The following is a 15,593-nucleotide window of genomic DNA, read 5'->3' on the forward strand; positions in this document are numbered from 1 at the left end:
GAAATACGATATTCCTTACTTAATGTTTTTAACAATTTGACATGAAATATATTAATATTTTATAATGCAATAATAATACAATATTAATTTTGTCACACTATTTTTATTTCCTGTTTTAAAAAATAAATAAATCAATAAAATATGAAAGTTATTTTGCTTGCCGGCGGTTTTGGCACTCGTATCAGCGAAGAGAGTCAGTTCAAACCAAAACCAATGATTGAAATTGGAGGGATGCCAATATTGTGGCATATAATGAAAGAATTCGCATACTATGGTCATACGGAATTTATAATTTGTGCCGGCTATCGTCAAGAGTATATAAAAGAATGGTTCTCAAACTATTTCTTACATAATAGCGATGTTACTTTTGATTACAGAAACGGAAAGAATGAAATGACTGTACATAAGAACAATTGCGAACCATGGAAAGTTACTGTTGTAGATACCGGATACAATACAATGACAGGAGGACGTATCAAACGTGTAAAGAAATATGTTGGCAATGAGCCTTTCTTTATGACATACGGTGATGGAGTTTGCGATGTAGATATAAATAAACTATTGGAATTTCATAAAGGGCATGGCAAAACCGCCACTTTGACTGCGGTAAAAATGAGCCAAGATAAAGGAGTACTGAATATCGGTGGCGATAATGCGGTCAAGTCTTTTCGTGAAAAAAGTTTATCAGATGGTGCACCTATAAACGCGGGCTATATGGTTTTGGAACCGAAGATTTTTGAATATCTTACAGATGACATGTGTGTATTTGAAAAAGAACCTTTAGAAAATCTGGTAAAAGAAGGACAGTTAATGTCTTATATCCATGAAGGCTTTTGGCAGTGCATGGATAATATAAGAGAGAAAATTATGCTCGAAAAATTATTGTCGTCAAACAACGCCCCATGGAAGAAATGGGAAAGAGAAATACCAATCAATAAATTTGTGTGATTTTATGGCATTTAACAATATTTACGAAGGAAAGAAAGTCCTGATAACAGGAAATACAGGGTTTAAAGGGACTTGGCTGTCAGCATGGTTGAACATGCTTGGGGCAGATGTATATGGCTATTCTCTGAATATACCTACAAGCCCCTCAATGTTTAAAACATTGGAAATGGAGGAGAAAATTCATCATTATTATGGAGATATCCGTAATAAAGTGGAGTTTGACAAATATGTTCAGGTTGTCAAACCTGATTTTATAATTCATCTTGCAGCGCAGGCTTTAGTTTTAACCTCTTATAATGAACCGTTTGATACGATTGAAACAAATGTCATGGGTACTGCGGCTGTATGTGAGGCAATTAAGAATATTTCATGGGAATGTACCTGTGTTCTGATAACCTCTGACAAAGCATACGACAATGTGGAATGGATTTGGGGGTATCGTGAAACAGACAATATGGGTGGCAAGGATATTTATTCCGGCAGCAAAGGTGCTGCAGAACTTGTTATTAAGAGTTATTGGCATTCTTTTATAAAAGGAATGGACAACATCAAACTTGGTGTAGCCCGAGCCGGTAATGTAATAGGTGGTGGCGACTGGGCAAAGGATCGAATTATTGTTGACTGTGTCAATGCTTTTTCAAAAGGTAAAACCGTAGAAATACGCTCGCCCAAAGCGACTCGCCCATGGCAGCATGTATTGGAACCATTAAGTGGTTATCTGATACTGGCTCAATCTCTTGCAGAAGGAAAAAGTGAAAATGGGAGTGCCTATAATTTTGGCCCAAGGGCAGAACAGACAAAGACAGTGTATGAATTGGTACAGGATATTGCAGATTTATGGGGACTTGACAAACATAATGTAACCAAACTTACGGGCAATGTTCCTTTTAAAGAGGCCACTTTGCTGAAACTTAACTGCGACAAGGCTTTAGCATATCTTCATTGGCATTCTACTCTTTCTTATGAAAAGTGTGTGCAATTTATCGCAGATTGGTATCGTGCGTTCTATATTGACAAAGACAAAGATATGTACCAATTGACTGCCAACCAAATAAAAGAATACGTTTCTATCGCGCAGAAACAAAAACTTGAATGGGCATTATGATAGAAGGAGTGGCATTATATCCATTGAAGCAAATAGAAAATCCCAAAGGGGATTTATATCATGCACTTCGTTCTTTTGATGAGGGATATAAAGGGTTTGGAGAAGTTTATTTTACACAGATTCATCATGGAGTTGTAAAAGGATGGAAAAGGCATAACAGAATGACACTCAATCTCATTGTCATTGTCGGCAAAATAAAATTTGTAATTTATGACGATCGTGACGGTAGCGAAACCAAAGGAATGTTTCAAGAAATAACCTTATCACCCAAGGAAAACTATCAACGTCTTACAGTCGCACCCGGATTATGGATGGCATTCTATGGCGAGGGCAACGATACATCTATGCTTATGGATGTTATCCCTGAGCCTCATGATGATGATGAAACGGATAGGAAAAATATAAATGAAATTATTTATGCTTTTAAAGATAAATGACTCTTTTTATCCCATATTAAAAGAATCGATTTTAGTTTCAATTATACCTTTCTTGTTTTGATATATACATATTACATTTACTTATACCTATCGAGTTAAAATATTTGAATTCTATAATTTTGAATTCTATAATTATGTATGTAATAATTAAGCATAAATAAAATTACATTTAATTAGAAGAAAATGAGATTGCTATTAACTGGTATAACAGGATTTGTCGGCCAGAATCTTATGCCAATGATTCTATCTGAATTTCCTGATGTTGAAATATTGACATTAAATATTCCAAAAGATCAGCCACTTGCATTGCAGAAGTATAATTATCCACAATGTAAGCATGTGTTGTCAACCGATTTTGTTGCCGTGGAAAAATTTGATCCCGAAGTGGTATTTCATTTAGCAACTGTTACGACACCTCGCAATGACACGGAGATAATAAAGCCTATGCTTGCCGCAAATATTGAATTCGGTGTATTCCTATTGAACTCTCTACGTAATTGCCCATCTTTGAAACTCTTTGTCAATACGGGTTCTTTTGCAGAATACATGTATGGGCCTGGGAAGATAGAAGATGCCCAATTATATACTGCGACCAAGAGTGCTTTCAGGCATTTTGTCGATTACTACTCCAAATTGTCTGGTTATAAATATATTACTGTTGTTCCATATAGTATTTATGGAGGAATTCCTACTGTAAAACGAATTATGGATTATATCATAGAAAGTATGGATGCAGAAAATCCTGTTGATATGACCTATGGAGAACAAATCCTTGATTTTACACATGTTAGTGATCTTGCAGGCTTTTATGTTCATATTCTCAAAAACATGGAATTGTTCAGGGGGATAGACAACGGTGAAGAGTTTCATATAGGAACAGGTAAGGGACTTTCCATAAAGGATTTGGCAATAATTGTTGAAAAAACATATGGCAAAACTTGTAATATAAAATGGGGTGGACGTCCTTATCGTGAGCGTGAAACGATGCACGCAGTTGCTCCAATTGCCAAAAACATATCAATGGTAAATTGGAGAGCAAATATAGATGTAGTGGAAGGTATTAGGATGATGAAAGAACAGATGTTAAATAGATGAAAGATAAGAGAATAGTCATATTAGGTGCCGGTATATCAGGTTTAGGTGCCGGATACACTTTAAGGAAAAAAGGATATAATCCGATTATTCTTGAAAAAGATGCAGATTACGGAGGTTTGTGTGGTAGTTTTGAGATTGATGGATTCCGCTTTGATCGATTTGTTCACCTTTCCTTTGCTAAGGACACAAGTGTAAATGCTATTTTTAAAGCATCTTCCCCTGAAATTATTACGCATATTCCTAACCCATATAATATTTATAAAGGCAAATGGGTAAAACATCCTGTACAAAATAATTTGTTTGTTTTGGATGATGATGAGAAGGAGTTGATAATAAATGATTTTCTAAAAAGACCGACAGAAATTCCGAAAATAGAGAATTATGAGGAATGGCTTCGTTTTCAATTCGGAAACTATTTTGCAGAACATTTTCCAATGGTCTATACGAGAAAATATTGGATGAAGGAAGCTTGCGAATTGCGTACGGAATGGGTTGGCTCGAGAATTTACAAGCCATCTATTGATGAAGTAATAAAGGGCAGTCAGACAGAGGATACACCTGTAACATATTATGCCAAAGAGATGCGTTACCCAGCAAAGGGAGGTTTTAAAGCTTATTTAAAAGAGTTGGCTAAAGATGCAGATATTAGATTAAATCAAGAAGTTCAGAGTATAAATTATAGGGAGAAAACAATAAAAACAAAAGATGGGAAACTTTACCATTACGATGAACTCATTAGTAGTTTGCCCCTGCCGGAAATTATACTTATGATGGATGATGTACCTCTGGATATAAAAAAATCGGCAAGCGAATTGGAAAACACTTCCGGATATCATATTTCCATTGCACTTAAGACAAAAAACATTCCTCCATATCTTTGGTGGTATATTTATGATGAAGACATAATTGCGGCACGTGTTTACTCGCCATCAATAAAATCTCCGGACAATGTACCAAACGGTTGTAGTAGTTTGCAGATGGAAGTCTATTGTAAAGAAGGAGAATACTCAGAAAAACAATTACTGGAAAGAACTGTTGGGAAATTGGTAGATAAAGGAATCATAAATGAAAAAGACATATTGTTTACACATATAGGTTTTGAAAAATATGCCAATGTCATTTTTTCAAAATCAGTATATTATAATAGAAAGAAAGTTCAAGGCTACATAAAAAGCAAAGGTATTAAACTTATCGGAAGATTCGGAGAATGGGATTATTTGTGGACGGATCAAAGTCTATTGACAGGTTTGAATGTTAAAATTTAAGAGCATGAATAAAATTAAGTCGTTTATATGGAAATATATATATTCTCCATTGCAAAGATTTTCCGTTAAATTATTCTACTATCTTCCTATTAAAAAAAACAAAATCGTTATGCTTTATGATTTTGGAAATGGATATGCTGATAGTCCTAAATATATAGCCGAAAAACTTAAAAATGATAATAACATAAAAATTACCTGGCTTGTGAACAAATTCGGATACTCTGTACCGAAATGGATAAAACAAGCAAAATTGGGACGAATAAAATGTGCCTATGAACTTGCAACTGCAAAAGTTATTGTAACAACAATGAAAGGACGTTGCGATTTGAAGAAGAAACCAGCACAGTATTTTGTGTATATCCCTCATGGACAAAGCGGTGCAAAATATGTAGAGGCCGGGGCTTTAGAAAAGTTAAGCCAAGGATATATAGATGGTAGCAAATGGCACTCAGAGGTATCCGATTTGTTTTTGTCAAGCAGTGCCATGCAGACGAAAGAGATGAAGGACTACTTTTGGTGCAATTGTGATATTATGGAGTTAGGATTACCAAGAAACGACATATTTTTTAATTATACACAAGAAAAGGTGGCAAAGATAAAAGAGAGGCTCAACATAACAACTGACATAAAAATTGTACTCTACGCACCAACTTTTCGTGACAATGGAGATAATGAGGTGTATGATATTGATGCAACTAAACTTCTGCAAGCCCTATCAAAGAGATTTGGAGGACAATGGAAACTTCTTGTAAGGCTACATCCCAATTATATTTGGTTCGGGGAACCGGATATAATCAGAGATGTGAATGTAGTAAACGTGACAGAATATGAAGATATTCAGGAATTGCTTATTTCTTCGGATATCTTAATATCAGACTATTCAAGTACAATGTTTGATTTTAATCTTATGAAACGTCCTATTTTTCTTTATGTGAAAGACATTGACGAATATCAGAATATGAGAGGACTGAAGCCTTGGTTCATGAAAGTTCCTTTTAGTTTGTGTAAATCTAATGAAGAGTTATTTTATGCAATTGAGAATTATGACGAAGTAGAGTATTTTAAAAAGATTGATGAATTCCAAAAGATATATGGAAGTGTTGACGATGGTCATGCCTCTGAAAGAGTTATCGAACATCTTAAAACTGTAATGCAATAGTATATGGATTTTTTAGTATCAATTATAATTCCAGTTTATAACGTAGCCTCTTATATTGAACGGTGCTTGCAATCTGTTGCGAACCAAACATTAACAGAAAGCATTGAATGCATGTTGGTTGATGATTGCGGGCAGGATGACAGCATAAAGATTGCAGAATCTTATATCAATAATTACCAGGGACACATTAAGTTTAAAATAATTAAGCATGATGTAAACGGGGGATTATCTTGTGCTCGTAATACGGGGATAAAGAATGCCCAAGGTAAATATCTATATTTTTTAGACAGTGATGATGCAATTGTTCCAACGTGTATTGAAGGCTTCGTTAATATTATAAATCAACATCCTGAAGTAGAACTTATACAAGGTCTTTTTGAGCACGACTCTCCATATATGAAACAATTCTTGAATAAAGATATACCTTCTTATTCGGATAATCATTTGCATATTAAAAAGATGTTGCTCGATTATAACATGTTGCCTGTTTGTGTGGCAAATAAAATGCTTAGTCGCAAATTGCTCTTGGATAAAAGATTGTTTATGAAAGAGGGAATTATCCACGAGGATAACTATTGGACATTTTTCTTGGCAAAGCATATACACGTTTTTGCATTATATAGAGATAAATGTTACATTTATTATGAAAATCCAAATTCGATTACAAAATCGATTAACACATCAAAGGAAATAAATGCTTTCAAAACAATGATTGAAGATTTTTGTGATAATATAGATCCGGTATTAAAAGGAGAACAAAAAGTTTTAATATATGATACTTTAAGATTACTTTTGAGTTCGGGATATTTGACTAACGAAGCACAGAGAAAAAAAATAATAAATAAATATTGCTCAATTCTTACTAACTTTGAATATATATTTTTCAATATTTGGAATTACATGCCATCTGACTTATTCCTAAAATCTAAACTCGGTAATTTGTTTATTAGAATATTAAGAATAAATAATTAAAGATGACCCCTAAAATATCAGTTATAATACCTTTATATAACAAGGAAAAAATTGTAGAACGTTCGGTTAATAGTGTTCTAAACCAGTCATTCAAGGATTTCGAGTTGATAATTGTTGATGACGGTTCAACTGATAATAGTCTTAAAATAGTAGAATCAATTAAAGATGAAAGAATTCGAATTATTGTTCAGAGTAATGGTGGACCGAGTAAAGCGCGTAATACGGGTATAAAAAATGCAAAGGCAGATTGGTTGTATTTTATAGATGCGGATGATGAGATGTTACCAAATGCTCTGGATTGCTTATGGAGAGGTGTTATAAATAATTCACAATATATGATGTATTGTGGAGAGGTTTACATAAACAATAGGATAGCAACTAAATATATTGAAGGAAAACTTGAGAATGCTTATAAAGCTACTTTTTTAAATAAATTATATCAATGTTCCGGAAGTACATTATATCATAATAAATTATGTAAAGAACACATGTATGATGAGTGTATTAGACGTTATGAAGATTTAGATTGCTTATTTCGAAAATATAGAACAAATAAAGTTTTTTTGATTGATTCCGTTGTAGCAAAGATAAATGCGAATTTTTCTTCAGCAAGTAATGCAAGAAAAGATATTAGTGAAGATTTTGTCGGGCATTTGGATTTTAGGGGGAAGTCATTTTGGGAAAAGATGTGTCTGTATAAACTATATTTGGGTGAACGTAATTATTACAAGAAGCAGATTCGCAAACTTTATCCTTCCTTGCATTTTAGGTATGACTTGTTGATAATGTATAAAATTATAAGGAAATTTTACAAATGAGTATAAGGAACAGGGTAAAACATTGTTTGCTATTTTTTTACAACAAACATAGGTTGAAAGGAAAAGTTAAATTTCCATATTCCGCACAAATATCCCATAGCTCCGAATTCGAGTGCTGTAATGCAGTTGGGGCGAACTCTACGTTTTATGGAAAAATGGGATATGGTACTTACATTGGAAATAACAATCATATAACTGCTTATATAGGTCGTTTTACATCAATAGGCTCTGAAGCTCGGCAAATTGTTGAGACCCATCCTATGAAAAGTCCATTCGTAACTACCTGTCCGATGTTCTTTTCGATAAAAAAACAAAATGGGCATACATTTGCGAGAGAGCAGAAATTTCAGGAATATCGTTTTTATGATGAAGAAAATAGTATTGCATTAAATATTGGTAATGATTGTTGGGTCGGCAATAATGTAACTTTCATCGGTGGAGTATCCTTATCTGATGGAGTTGTTGTGTTATCAGGCAGTATTGTTACGAAGGATATTCCTCCTTATGCAATTGTTGGAGGAATTCCTGCCAGAGTAATTGCTTATAGATATGATAAAGAAACCATTGATTTTCTTATGAGAATTAAATGGTGGAATAATACTCCTGAATGGTTTTCAGGTCATTCTGATTTGTTATGTGATATTGATGCATTAAAAAAGTATTTCGAAAAATGAGTTTGTTAATCTCATGCTAAATTTTATGGAATATTTACATAATGATATTTAATATATTAAGATAAGTTGTCTGTAAGAAAGACAAAAACTAAGATAATTAATATTACTAATGAAGTCTTTGTTTAAAAAAACATATACGTTTTATTCTTTAGCAATCTTCGTACTATGGAATTGGTATAACAGAATACTTTTTCGAATAAAAGGGGTGAAGTTTGCAAAAAAACTGCAAATATATAAAAAGATGTATTTGCAAGTAAGAAATGGTACACTTACTGTGGGAGATAACTTCACTTTGACTAGCGGTAATTGTATCAATCCCCTATGTCGTAATATTCGTGCATGCATACACATCACTCATGGTGGAGTGGTAAAGATTGGTAACAATGTAGGAATGAGTTCTCCATGTATATGGGTGAGGAATAGTTTGACTATAGGAGATAATGTGAATGTTGGTGGAAATTGTATTATCATGGATAATGATGCTCATGAAATTGACTATAAAGCGCGACGTGGAGAAATAAAGGGAGAAGTAAAGTCTGCTCCCATAGTTATTGAAGATGATGTTTGGCTTGGTGCAAATGTGATGGTGTTAAAGGGGGTAAGAATAGGTGCTCGTTCGATAATTGGAGCCGGTAGTGTCGTGACAAGAAACATTCCTTCTGATTGTATTGCCGTAGGTAATCCTGCGCGTGTAATTAAAAACTTAAAATGAAGAAAGTAGTTGCTGTAGCACCATACAATCATGGTGTGAATTTCAAGATGCAGGTTTACGATGCCTGGGTTAAGATGGGAGGAGAGACAATGCCGAGCCATTATCCTTGGCGACTATTTCATAGGTTTGCATATAATTACGAACTGCCGACAATTCCAAAAAATAATGATATTGCACAATTACGTTTTGTGGAACCGGTGAGTCTTAGTTTCGACACCTTTCCAGACTATGCACGATATGAGATTATTCCATTGGTATGGGATTGTTGGCCAATATTTTTTGAGAAGACTTGCCGGTGGTTTGTTAAACATGATGTAAAGACAGCAATTTTCACATCTTCACAGACAGCAGAAAGAATGCGTGAGAGATTTCCCAACATGAATATCATGACAATTACAGAGGGTATAGACACATCATTATATAAACCTGGAAAAGAACTAAAATATAGGAAAATAGACTTGTTAGAGTTCGGTAGAAATAATGGATATTTGTTCAAGAAACCACTTCCATCTAGATTTAATCATATTTATAGTAAAGGCGGTCGCCTTTTTGTTAATAATGCTGACTTTTATAATGCTCTTCAAGATACGAAAATAACAATTTGTGTTCCAAGGTGTGATGTACAGCCAGAAGTTACAGGTGGTATTGAAACATTAACTCAACGGTATTGGGAAAATATGCTTTCAAGAATAATAATGATTGGAAGGGCACCAAAAGAATTGACAGAGCTTATTGGTTATAATCCTGTTGTTGATTTAAATAAGGAAAATATATATGGGCAAATATTGGATGTTTTCGAAAATATAGAAGAATATCAGAATCTCGTAAACAAGAATTTTGATACTGCGATGAAAAAAGGTAATTGGAGAGAGAGGATTATACAGATACAGAAATTTTTATATAACTTAGAATATAAATAATTATGAAAAAAATAATGTTGGTCTTTGGCACCCGACCTGAAGCTATAAAAATGGCGCCACTTGTTAAAACTTTCCAAAAATATCCAGATGATTTTTGTACAGTAGTATGCGTGACTGGCCAACATCGGGAAATGCTTGATCAAGTGCTTAATATTTTTGAGATACATCCAGATTATGACCTCAATATAATGCAAAAAGGGCAGGATCTTTATGATGTAACGGTAAAAGTATTGATTGGTATGCGTGATGTATTAAATGAAGCAAAACCAGATATTGTATTTGTGCACGGAGATACTACAACAAGTACTGCTGCTGCCTTAGCAGCTTTTTATATGCAGATTCCCGTAGGGCATATTGAGGCAGGATTGAGAACTCATAATATGTATAGCCCATGGCCAGAAGAGATGAATAGGCAAATTACGGGAAGGATAGCAACATATAATTTTTCTCCCACATCACTTAGCAAAGAAAATCTAATAAGAGAGAATGTGAAAGATACTAGTATTTTAGTTACTGGAAATACTGTTATAGATGCACTTCACATTGTTATTGACAGAATAAAAAATGATAACGAATTACGTGCTCATATAGAAGAAAAATTATTATTTGCAGGTTATGAGTTGAGGCGTTTGGATAAGGGTAAAAAACTAATTTTAATTACAGGTCACAGAAGAGAAAACTTTGGAGATGGATTCTTAAATATATGTAATGCTATTAAATATCTTGCGATAAAATATAAAGATGTTGATTTCGTATATCCGATGCATCTTAATCCAAATGTTAGAAACTCAATACATAAGGTATTTGGCGATAATTCATTGAAAATTGATAATATGTTTTTCATTGAGCCATTAGAATATTTGGAGTTTGTTTTGCTTATGAGCAAATCCTTTGTTGTGCTAACTGATAGTGGTGGAATACAAGAAGAGGCTCCAGGTTTGGGTAAGCCTGTAATTGTAATGAGGGATACTACTGAGAGACCAGAGGCTTTGGATGCAGGAACTGTAAAACTTGTTGGTACTGATTATAATAAAATAGTAAAAGAAATATCAAATTTGATAGACTCTGATGTGGAGTATGTAAAAATGAGTCATGCAGTTAATCCGTATGGTGATGGTATGGCATGTGAGAGAATTGTAGAATTTGTAAAAAACATAAATATATGATACCTAAAAAGATACATTATTGTTGGTTTGGCAGGGGAGAAATGCCAGAACTTGCTGTTAAATGCATTGATTCTTGGAAAAAGCATCTTCCGGATTATGAGGTAAAAGAGTGGAATGAGGATAATTTCGATTTAGACTTGTATCCTTATGCAAGGGAGGCGTATGACAATAGGAAATTTGCTTTCGTGACAGATATAGTGAGATTGTATGCTCTATATACTGAAGGAGGTATATATATGGATACTGACGTAGAGGTATTAAGACCTTTGGACGAGTTTTTGCATCACTCGGCATTTTCCGGTTTTGAAAGTAGCCGTGATGTCCCCACAGGAATAATGGGTGCAGAGAAAAGTAGTCAATGGGCTAAAGATAATTTAGATTACTATAAGGGTAAACATTTTCTTATGAAAGATGGTTCCTTCGACATGACCACCAATGTTAGAATCATTACAAACTTGATGGTATTGCATGGATTGAAAAGGAAAGATATGTTTCAAGACTTTCCTAAATATGTAACTTTTTATCCTTCGGAATTCTTCTGTCCTATAAACATTACAACAAAGAGCCTTCATCTTACTAAAAATAGTGCGACAATACATCATTTTGCAGGCTCATGGGTTTCTTCAAAAAAAAACATTAAATATTGGTTAAAGAAAATACTCGGAAAAAAGATCACTCGAGCAATAATCTCAATCAAACACATTAATGATTAAAACGGAGAAAAATAAATTCTTTTTTATTTGCAAAAAGATTTTGTTATAAATGAGAACAAATACTTTTTTTACTTGGTTTTGGGTTTTATATCTTCCTTTCTGTATCTTGTTTTACGACAAGTCAGGTTTGCAGTATATAGATGAGTTTATGACACTTGGTCTTGTTATATTCACATTCATAAAAAGCACTTCGGGATATGAGATAAAGAAAGAGATATATGTATATGGAGCATTGATGCTATTTTATGTTGTCTATTCGTTAGTTATGGCTGTAAACGTCCCGAGTGCAGTTTTTCTTGATTTGCAGCAACAAGTGCGTCCGTATGCTATTTTCTTCTGTACATATTTGCTCGCGCCATCATTCACTAAGCGACAACAGAACACAATTTTATATGTTTATATAATAGGAATCTTCCTATATTTCATGGGATTTAATTTTGGAAGTGAGGATGCGACAATCGGACAGGCATGTTTCCAATGTAGTTTGCTATATATATTCTTTAGAGGGGATAAGAAAAAACATATATATATTGGCATATTGATTGCTACATTAGGACTTTTCTCCGGCAAATCCAAGTTTTATGGAGAGTATGTTATGCTTATCGGTTTTGTTTTCTTACTTAAAAATAAATTCCGCTTGAATAACTTGTTGTCTTATATTCAAATTGGGGCTCTTGTATGCGCAATTGTATTTTTCACATGGTATAAGTTCAACGCATATTATGTAGAAGGATTTAAGGAAGCAAAAGTTTCCGAGATGCTGGCGCGTCCTGCGACATATACCACTGCGGGAACTATTATCTTCAAAGATTATGTTCCATTTGGTAGCGGTCTTGGGACATTTGCTACCAATGCTGCTGCAGTGCATTACTCTCCATTATATTATAAATATAGAATGAATATGATATGGGGGCTCACTAAAGATAATCCTATGTTTCTTGCAGATGCCTATTTCCCAACATTGGCAGAGTATGGTTTGATGGGAATTTTCTTTTTCTTATGGTTTTGGATTAGAAGGTATAAAGATATAAATAGAATAAGTAATTTATTGAATTATAAAATTGCATTGATGTGTATGTTGGCATTATTCTTTGAGGGAGTTGCCGATACGAGTTATCTGTCGGGAAAGGGTATGGGATATTTCATGCTACTTGCCATGGCTATACGCGGCTCATATACCATACGCAAAAAAAATAAAATAAATGCTGTTGATAATAAACAAATATAAGAAAATACAAATAGCAAAATCAAGTAAAATATGAGGATTCTTGTTATAGATAATGTAAATTACGAAGACTATCCTACCGGAGGAATATTGAACTTTTACCGTAATATGTTACCTGCTTTTGGCAATGACTTATTACTTGCCGGGATAACTACCGATGCTAAAACACTTGTGGGAAGATGGACGAGAAAGAAAATCGATGGAAAAGAATACGATTATTTCTCTATGGCAAAGGTTACGGCATCCTCCAAACGACCATTGATTCCAGAACGGATAAAAAATTGCATATATACAAGGAAATATATTCGGAAAATATTGGACAGGAATGATTTCGATATAATATTAACACAGAAACCTGAAGTCATATATTTCTTTCCTGATAGAGTTCTTAATAAAACTTGTTATATCCTTCCTGGAGTGGGAAATCCATTGTTAATTTCAAGATACCCATTAGCACATCATTTTGCAAAAATTTACGATAAATTTTTCTTTATGCCAAAGGCCGCAAAAGCGAGGTGGCTTTTAGCTGCAGCAGATTATGAAGCTCGTGATGAATTTGCTAAAAGGAGTAGTGGTATGATAGAAGCCAAAAACATAATACAATTTCCCACACGATACGATGATAAATATTACTATATGGATAATACGAGAAAGAGAAAAAAAGGTAATATTTTTGTTACGGTAGGTCGTCTAGGTTGGTTCAAAGGTTGGAAACTTATGATAGATGCTTTCAAAATTGTAAGTAAAAAAAATAAAGATTCTGAATTTCATTTTATTGGAGATGGTGAAGACGAAAAAAAAATAAATAATTATATTAGAACTAAAGATTTAGAAGGAAAAGTATTTTGCGACGGAAAAAAAACGCCTGCAGAAATTGGGAAAATACTTAACGATGCGGATGTTTTTGTTATGGGTTCAATGAGAGAGGGGTGGTCAACTACTTTAGTTGAAGCATGTGCTTGTGGTGTGCCTTGTGTTGTGTCAGATTTTAGTAGTTCAAAAGAAATGATTAGTGATGGAAAGAATGGGTTTGTTGTTGTTGGACGTGATGAGAAAGAATTTGCAAAAAAAATGTTAATGGCTCTAGAATTAGATCGTTTGGCAGTTATGGAATATGATAAACGTTTTTCATGTCTTGCGGTAAGCAATTTGAAAAATGATTTGCTCAATGTTTTAAATAGTTGTTATTCTTTTACGGATCAATAAAACATATTTTAATGTTTATATGAAATCTAATATTCTTTTTATTATGCATATGCCACCTCCTATTCATGGAGCTGCAGTAGTAGGAAAATATATTCATGATAGTGAATTAATCAATAAAACATTTGATTGTCATTATATTAATCTTGCGACAGCAAAAAACTTGAAAGATATTGGAAAGTTTGGATTTTACAAGGTCTGGGATTTTTTTACAAAACTTATAAAAATTCGCAAAACACTTCATAAATTAAGACCTAAATTAGTATATATAACTCCAAATGCTTGTGGATTCGCTTTCTACAAAGATTTTCTAATAGTAAAAATGATAAAAGTATTGGGATATAAAGTTGTTTTGCATTATCACAATAAAGGTGTTAAAAACAGACAGGACAGATTTGTTGACAATCTTTTATACAAGGATTTCTTTTCCGAAGTAAAAGTTATTTTATTAGCGGAACAGTTATATGATGACATGAAAAAATACGTCAATCGCGAGAATGTGTATATATGCCCAAATGGTATTCCTGACATATCTTTATGCTCAAGATCTGTTTTAGAAACAGAAAGATTGGACAAAACTATTCCACATATTTTATTTCTTAGTAATCTTTTAATTGACAAAGGGGTTTTTGTTCTTTTGGATGCACTTAATATTTTAAAGACGAAGAATGTTCGATTTTTCTGCGATTTTGTAGGTGGAGAAACGATGGAAATAAATAGAGAAAAATTTGAAATTGAAACAATAAAAAGAGATTTAAAGGGTTATACTAAATATCATGGTAAAAAGATGGGAGATGAAAAAGATGAGATTTTTCAGCGAGCATCAATATTTGTTCTCCCTTCTTTTTATTCAAATGAAGCTTTCCCACTAGTGAATATAGAAGCAATGGCACATAAGTTACCTGTAATTTCCACGTTTATTGGTGGAATACCTGCAGAAATAGAGAATGGAGAAGAAGGTTTTGTTATAGAGCCACGCAATGCAAATGTTTTGGCAGATAGGATTCAATGGCTTCTTGAGAATCCAAATGAAGCGAAATTGATGGGAGAACGTGGACGTATGAAATTTGAACGAGAATTCAATATAAAAGTTTTTGAAAAACGCATTACTAATATCTTACAAACAGTGATAGATTATAATAATTTTAGTTCATAAATGAGTTATTATATTTATACTTATA

The 15,593-nt window shown here is 33.4% G+C and carries 16 protein-coding genes; all 16 read left to right on the forward strand.

The features are described 5' to 3' along the window. The first annotated feature begins 141 nt into the window (after positions 1–141). Positions 142–948 carry a glucose-1-phosphate cytidylyltransferase gene (gene rfbF, locus EHV08_RS06080; protein WP_126678525.1) on the forward strand — a complete coding sequence of 269 codons (807 nt, stop codon included), beginning with the start codon at positions 142–144 and terminating at the stop codon, positions 946–948. Between the two features lie 4 nt (positions 949–952). Next, positions 953–2,053 (forward strand): CDP-glucose 4,6-dehydratase, encoded by a 1,101-nt coding sequence (rfbG, locus tag EHV08_RS06085; RefSeq protein WP_126678526.1) that lies wholly within the window; start codon positions 953–955, stop codon positions 2,051–2,053. Next, positions 2,050–2,490, forward strand: a complete 441-nt coding sequence (locus EHV08_RS06090) for a dTDP-4-dehydrorhamnose 3,5-epimerase family protein (protein ID WP_126679437.1) — start codon at positions 2,050–2,052, stop codon at positions 2,488–2,490. The genes rfbG and EHV08_RS06090 overlap by 4 nt, the downstream gene beginning before the upstream one ends. Before the next feature lie 183 nt (positions 2,491–2,673). After that, positions 2,674–3,585 (forward strand): NAD-dependent epimerase/dehydratase family protein, encoded by a 912-nt coding sequence (locus EHV08_RS06095; RefSeq protein WP_126678527.1) that lies wholly within the window; start codon positions 2,674–2,676, stop codon positions 3,583–3,585. Continuing rightward, positions 3,582–4,850 carry a protoporphyrinogen/coproporphyrinogen oxidase gene (locus EHV08_RS06100; RefSeq protein WP_126678528.1) on the forward strand — a complete coding sequence of 423 codons (1,269 nt, stop codon included), beginning with the start codon at positions 3,582–3,584 and terminating at the stop codon, positions 4,848–4,850. Before EHV08_RS06095 ends, EHV08_RS06100 begins: the two co-directional genes overlap by 4 nt. Before the next feature lie 4 nt (positions 4,851–4,854). Further along, positions 4,855–6,009, forward strand: coding sequence for a CDP-glycerol glycerophosphotransferase family protein (locus tag EHV08_RS06105; RefSeq protein ID WP_158676060.1), 1,155 nt, complete (start codon positions 4,855–4,857; stop codon positions 6,007–6,009). A gap of 3 nt (positions 6,010–6,012) precedes the next feature. Beyond that, positions 6,013–6,981, forward strand: coding sequence for a glycosyltransferase family 2 protein (locus tag EHV08_RS06110; protein ID WP_126678530.1), 969 nt, complete (start codon positions 6,013–6,015; stop codon positions 6,979–6,981). Between the two features lie 2 nt (positions 6,982–6,983). Then, positions 6,984–7,799: a glycosyltransferase family 2 protein gene (locus tag EHV08_RS06115; RefSeq protein WP_126678531.1), complete on the forward strand. Its 816-nt coding sequence runs from the start codon at positions 6,984–6,986 to the stop codon at positions 7,797–7,799. Continuing rightward, positions 7,796–8,473 (forward strand): CatB-related O-acetyltransferase, encoded by a 678-nt coding sequence (locus EHV08_RS06120; protein WP_125233915.1) that lies wholly within the window; start codon positions 7,796–7,798, stop codon positions 8,471–8,473. Before EHV08_RS06115 ends, EHV08_RS06120 begins: the two co-directional genes overlap by 4 nt. Before the next feature lie 292 nt (positions 8,474–8,765). Then, on the forward strand, positions 8,766–9,185 hold the full coding sequence (locus EHV08_RS06125; RefSeq protein ID WP_238988022.1) for an acyltransferase: 420 nt from the start codon (positions 8,766–8,768) through the stop codon (positions 9,183–9,185). Continuing rightward, positions 9,182–10,105: a hypothetical protein gene (locus EHV08_RS06130; RefSeq protein ID WP_126678532.1), complete on the forward strand. Its 924-nt coding sequence runs from the start codon at positions 9,182–9,184 to the stop codon at positions 10,103–10,105. The genes EHV08_RS06125 and EHV08_RS06130 overlap by 4 nt, the downstream gene beginning before the upstream one ends. Before the next feature lie 2 nt (positions 10,106–10,107). Beyond that, complete coding sequence (wecB, locus tag EHV08_RS06135; RefSeq protein WP_126678533.1) at positions 10,108–11,271, forward strand: non-hydrolyzing UDP-N-acetylglucosamine 2-epimerase; 1,164 nt, start codon at positions 10,108–10,110, stop codon at positions 11,269–11,271. Then, positions 11,268–11,984: a glycosyltransferase family 32 protein gene (locus tag EHV08_RS06140; RefSeq protein ID WP_126678534.1), complete on the forward strand. Its 717-nt coding sequence runs from the start codon at positions 11,268–11,270 to the stop codon at positions 11,982–11,984. The genes wecB and EHV08_RS06140 overlap by 4 nt, the downstream gene beginning before the upstream one ends. Before the next feature lie 424 nt (positions 11,985–12,408). Beyond that, a complete protein-coding gene (locus EHV08_RS06145; RefSeq protein ID WP_126678535.1) occupies positions 12,409–13,212 on the forward strand; it encodes a hypothetical protein in 804 nt (267 codons plus the stop codon). Between the two features lie 30 nt (positions 13,213–13,242). Continuing rightward, positions 13,243–14,415, forward strand: a complete 1,173-nt coding sequence (locus EHV08_RS06150) for a glycosyltransferase (protein ID WP_126678536.1) — start codon at positions 13,243–13,245, stop codon at positions 14,413–14,415. A 19-nt stretch (positions 14,416–14,434) separates the two neighbouring features. Then, positions 14,435–15,568 carry a glycosyltransferase family 4 protein gene (locus EHV08_RS06155; protein ID WP_126678537.1) on the forward strand — a complete coding sequence of 378 codons (1,134 nt, stop codon included), beginning with the start codon at positions 14,435–14,437 and terminating at the stop codon, positions 15,566–15,568. The last annotated feature ends 25 nt before the right edge of the window (positions 15,569–15,593 follow it).

It is taken from the genome of Prevotella koreensis, assembly GCF_003977605.1.
Taxonomy (GTDB): domain Bacteria; phylum Bacteroidota; class Bacteroidia; order Bacteroidales; family Bacteroidaceae; genus Prevotella; species Prevotella koreensis.

Excerpts from the sequence above, each read along its gene's own strand:
- rfbF (WP_126678525.1), top strand. The coding sequence starts at position 142 with ATGAAAGTTATTTTGCTTGCCGGCGGTTTTGGCACTCGTATCAGCGAA.
- rfbG (WP_126678526.1), top strand. The coding sequence starts at position 953 with ATGGCATTTAACAATATTTACGAAGGAAAGAAAGTCCTGATAACAGGA.
- EHV08_RS06090 (WP_126679437.1), top strand. The coding sequence starts at position 2,050 with ATGATAGAAGGAGTGGCATTATATCCATTGAAGCAAATAGAAAATCCC.
- EHV08_RS06095 (WP_126678527.1), top strand. The coding sequence starts at position 2,674 with ATGAGATTGCTATTAACTGGTATAACAGGATTTGTCGGCCAGAATCTT.
- EHV08_RS06100 (WP_126678528.1), top strand. The coding sequence starts at position 3,582 with ATGAAAGATAAGAGAATAGTCATATTAGGTGCCGGTATATCAGGTTTA.
- EHV08_RS06105 (WP_158676060.1), top strand. The coding sequence starts at position 4,855 with ATGAATAAAATTAAGTCGTTTATATGGAAATATATATATTCTCCATTG.
- EHV08_RS06110 (WP_126678530.1), top strand. The coding sequence starts at position 6,013 with ATGGATTTTTTAGTATCAATTATAATTCCAGTTTATAACGTAGCCTCT.
- EHV08_RS06115 (WP_126678531.1), top strand. The coding sequence starts at position 6,984 with ATGACCCCTAAAATATCAGTTATAATACCTTTATATAACAAGGAAAAA.
- EHV08_RS06120 (WP_125233915.1), top strand. The coding sequence starts at position 7,796 with ATGAGTATAAGGAACAGGGTAAAACATTGTTTGCTATTTTTTTACAAC.
- EHV08_RS06130 (WP_126678532.1), top strand. The coding sequence starts at position 9,182 with ATGAAGAAAGTAGTTGCTGTAGCACCATACAATCATGGTGTGAATTTC.
- wecB (WP_126678533.1), top strand. The coding sequence starts at position 10,108 with ATGAAAAAAATAATGTTGGTCTTTGGCACCCGACCTGAAGCTATAAAA.
- EHV08_RS06140 (WP_126678534.1), top strand. The coding sequence starts at position 11,268 with ATGATACCTAAAAAGATACATTATTGTTGGTTTGGCAGGGGAGAAATG.
- EHV08_RS06145 (WP_126678535.1), top strand. The coding sequence starts at position 12,409 with ATGGGATTTAATTTTGGAAGTGAGGATGCGACAATCGGACAGGCATGT.
- EHV08_RS06150 (WP_126678536.1), top strand. The coding sequence starts at position 13,243 with ATGAGGATTCTTGTTATAGATAATGTAAATTACGAAGACTATCCTACC.
- EHV08_RS06155 (WP_126678537.1), top strand. The coding sequence starts at position 14,435 with ATGAAATCTAATATTCTTTTTATTATGCATATGCCACCTCCTATTCAT.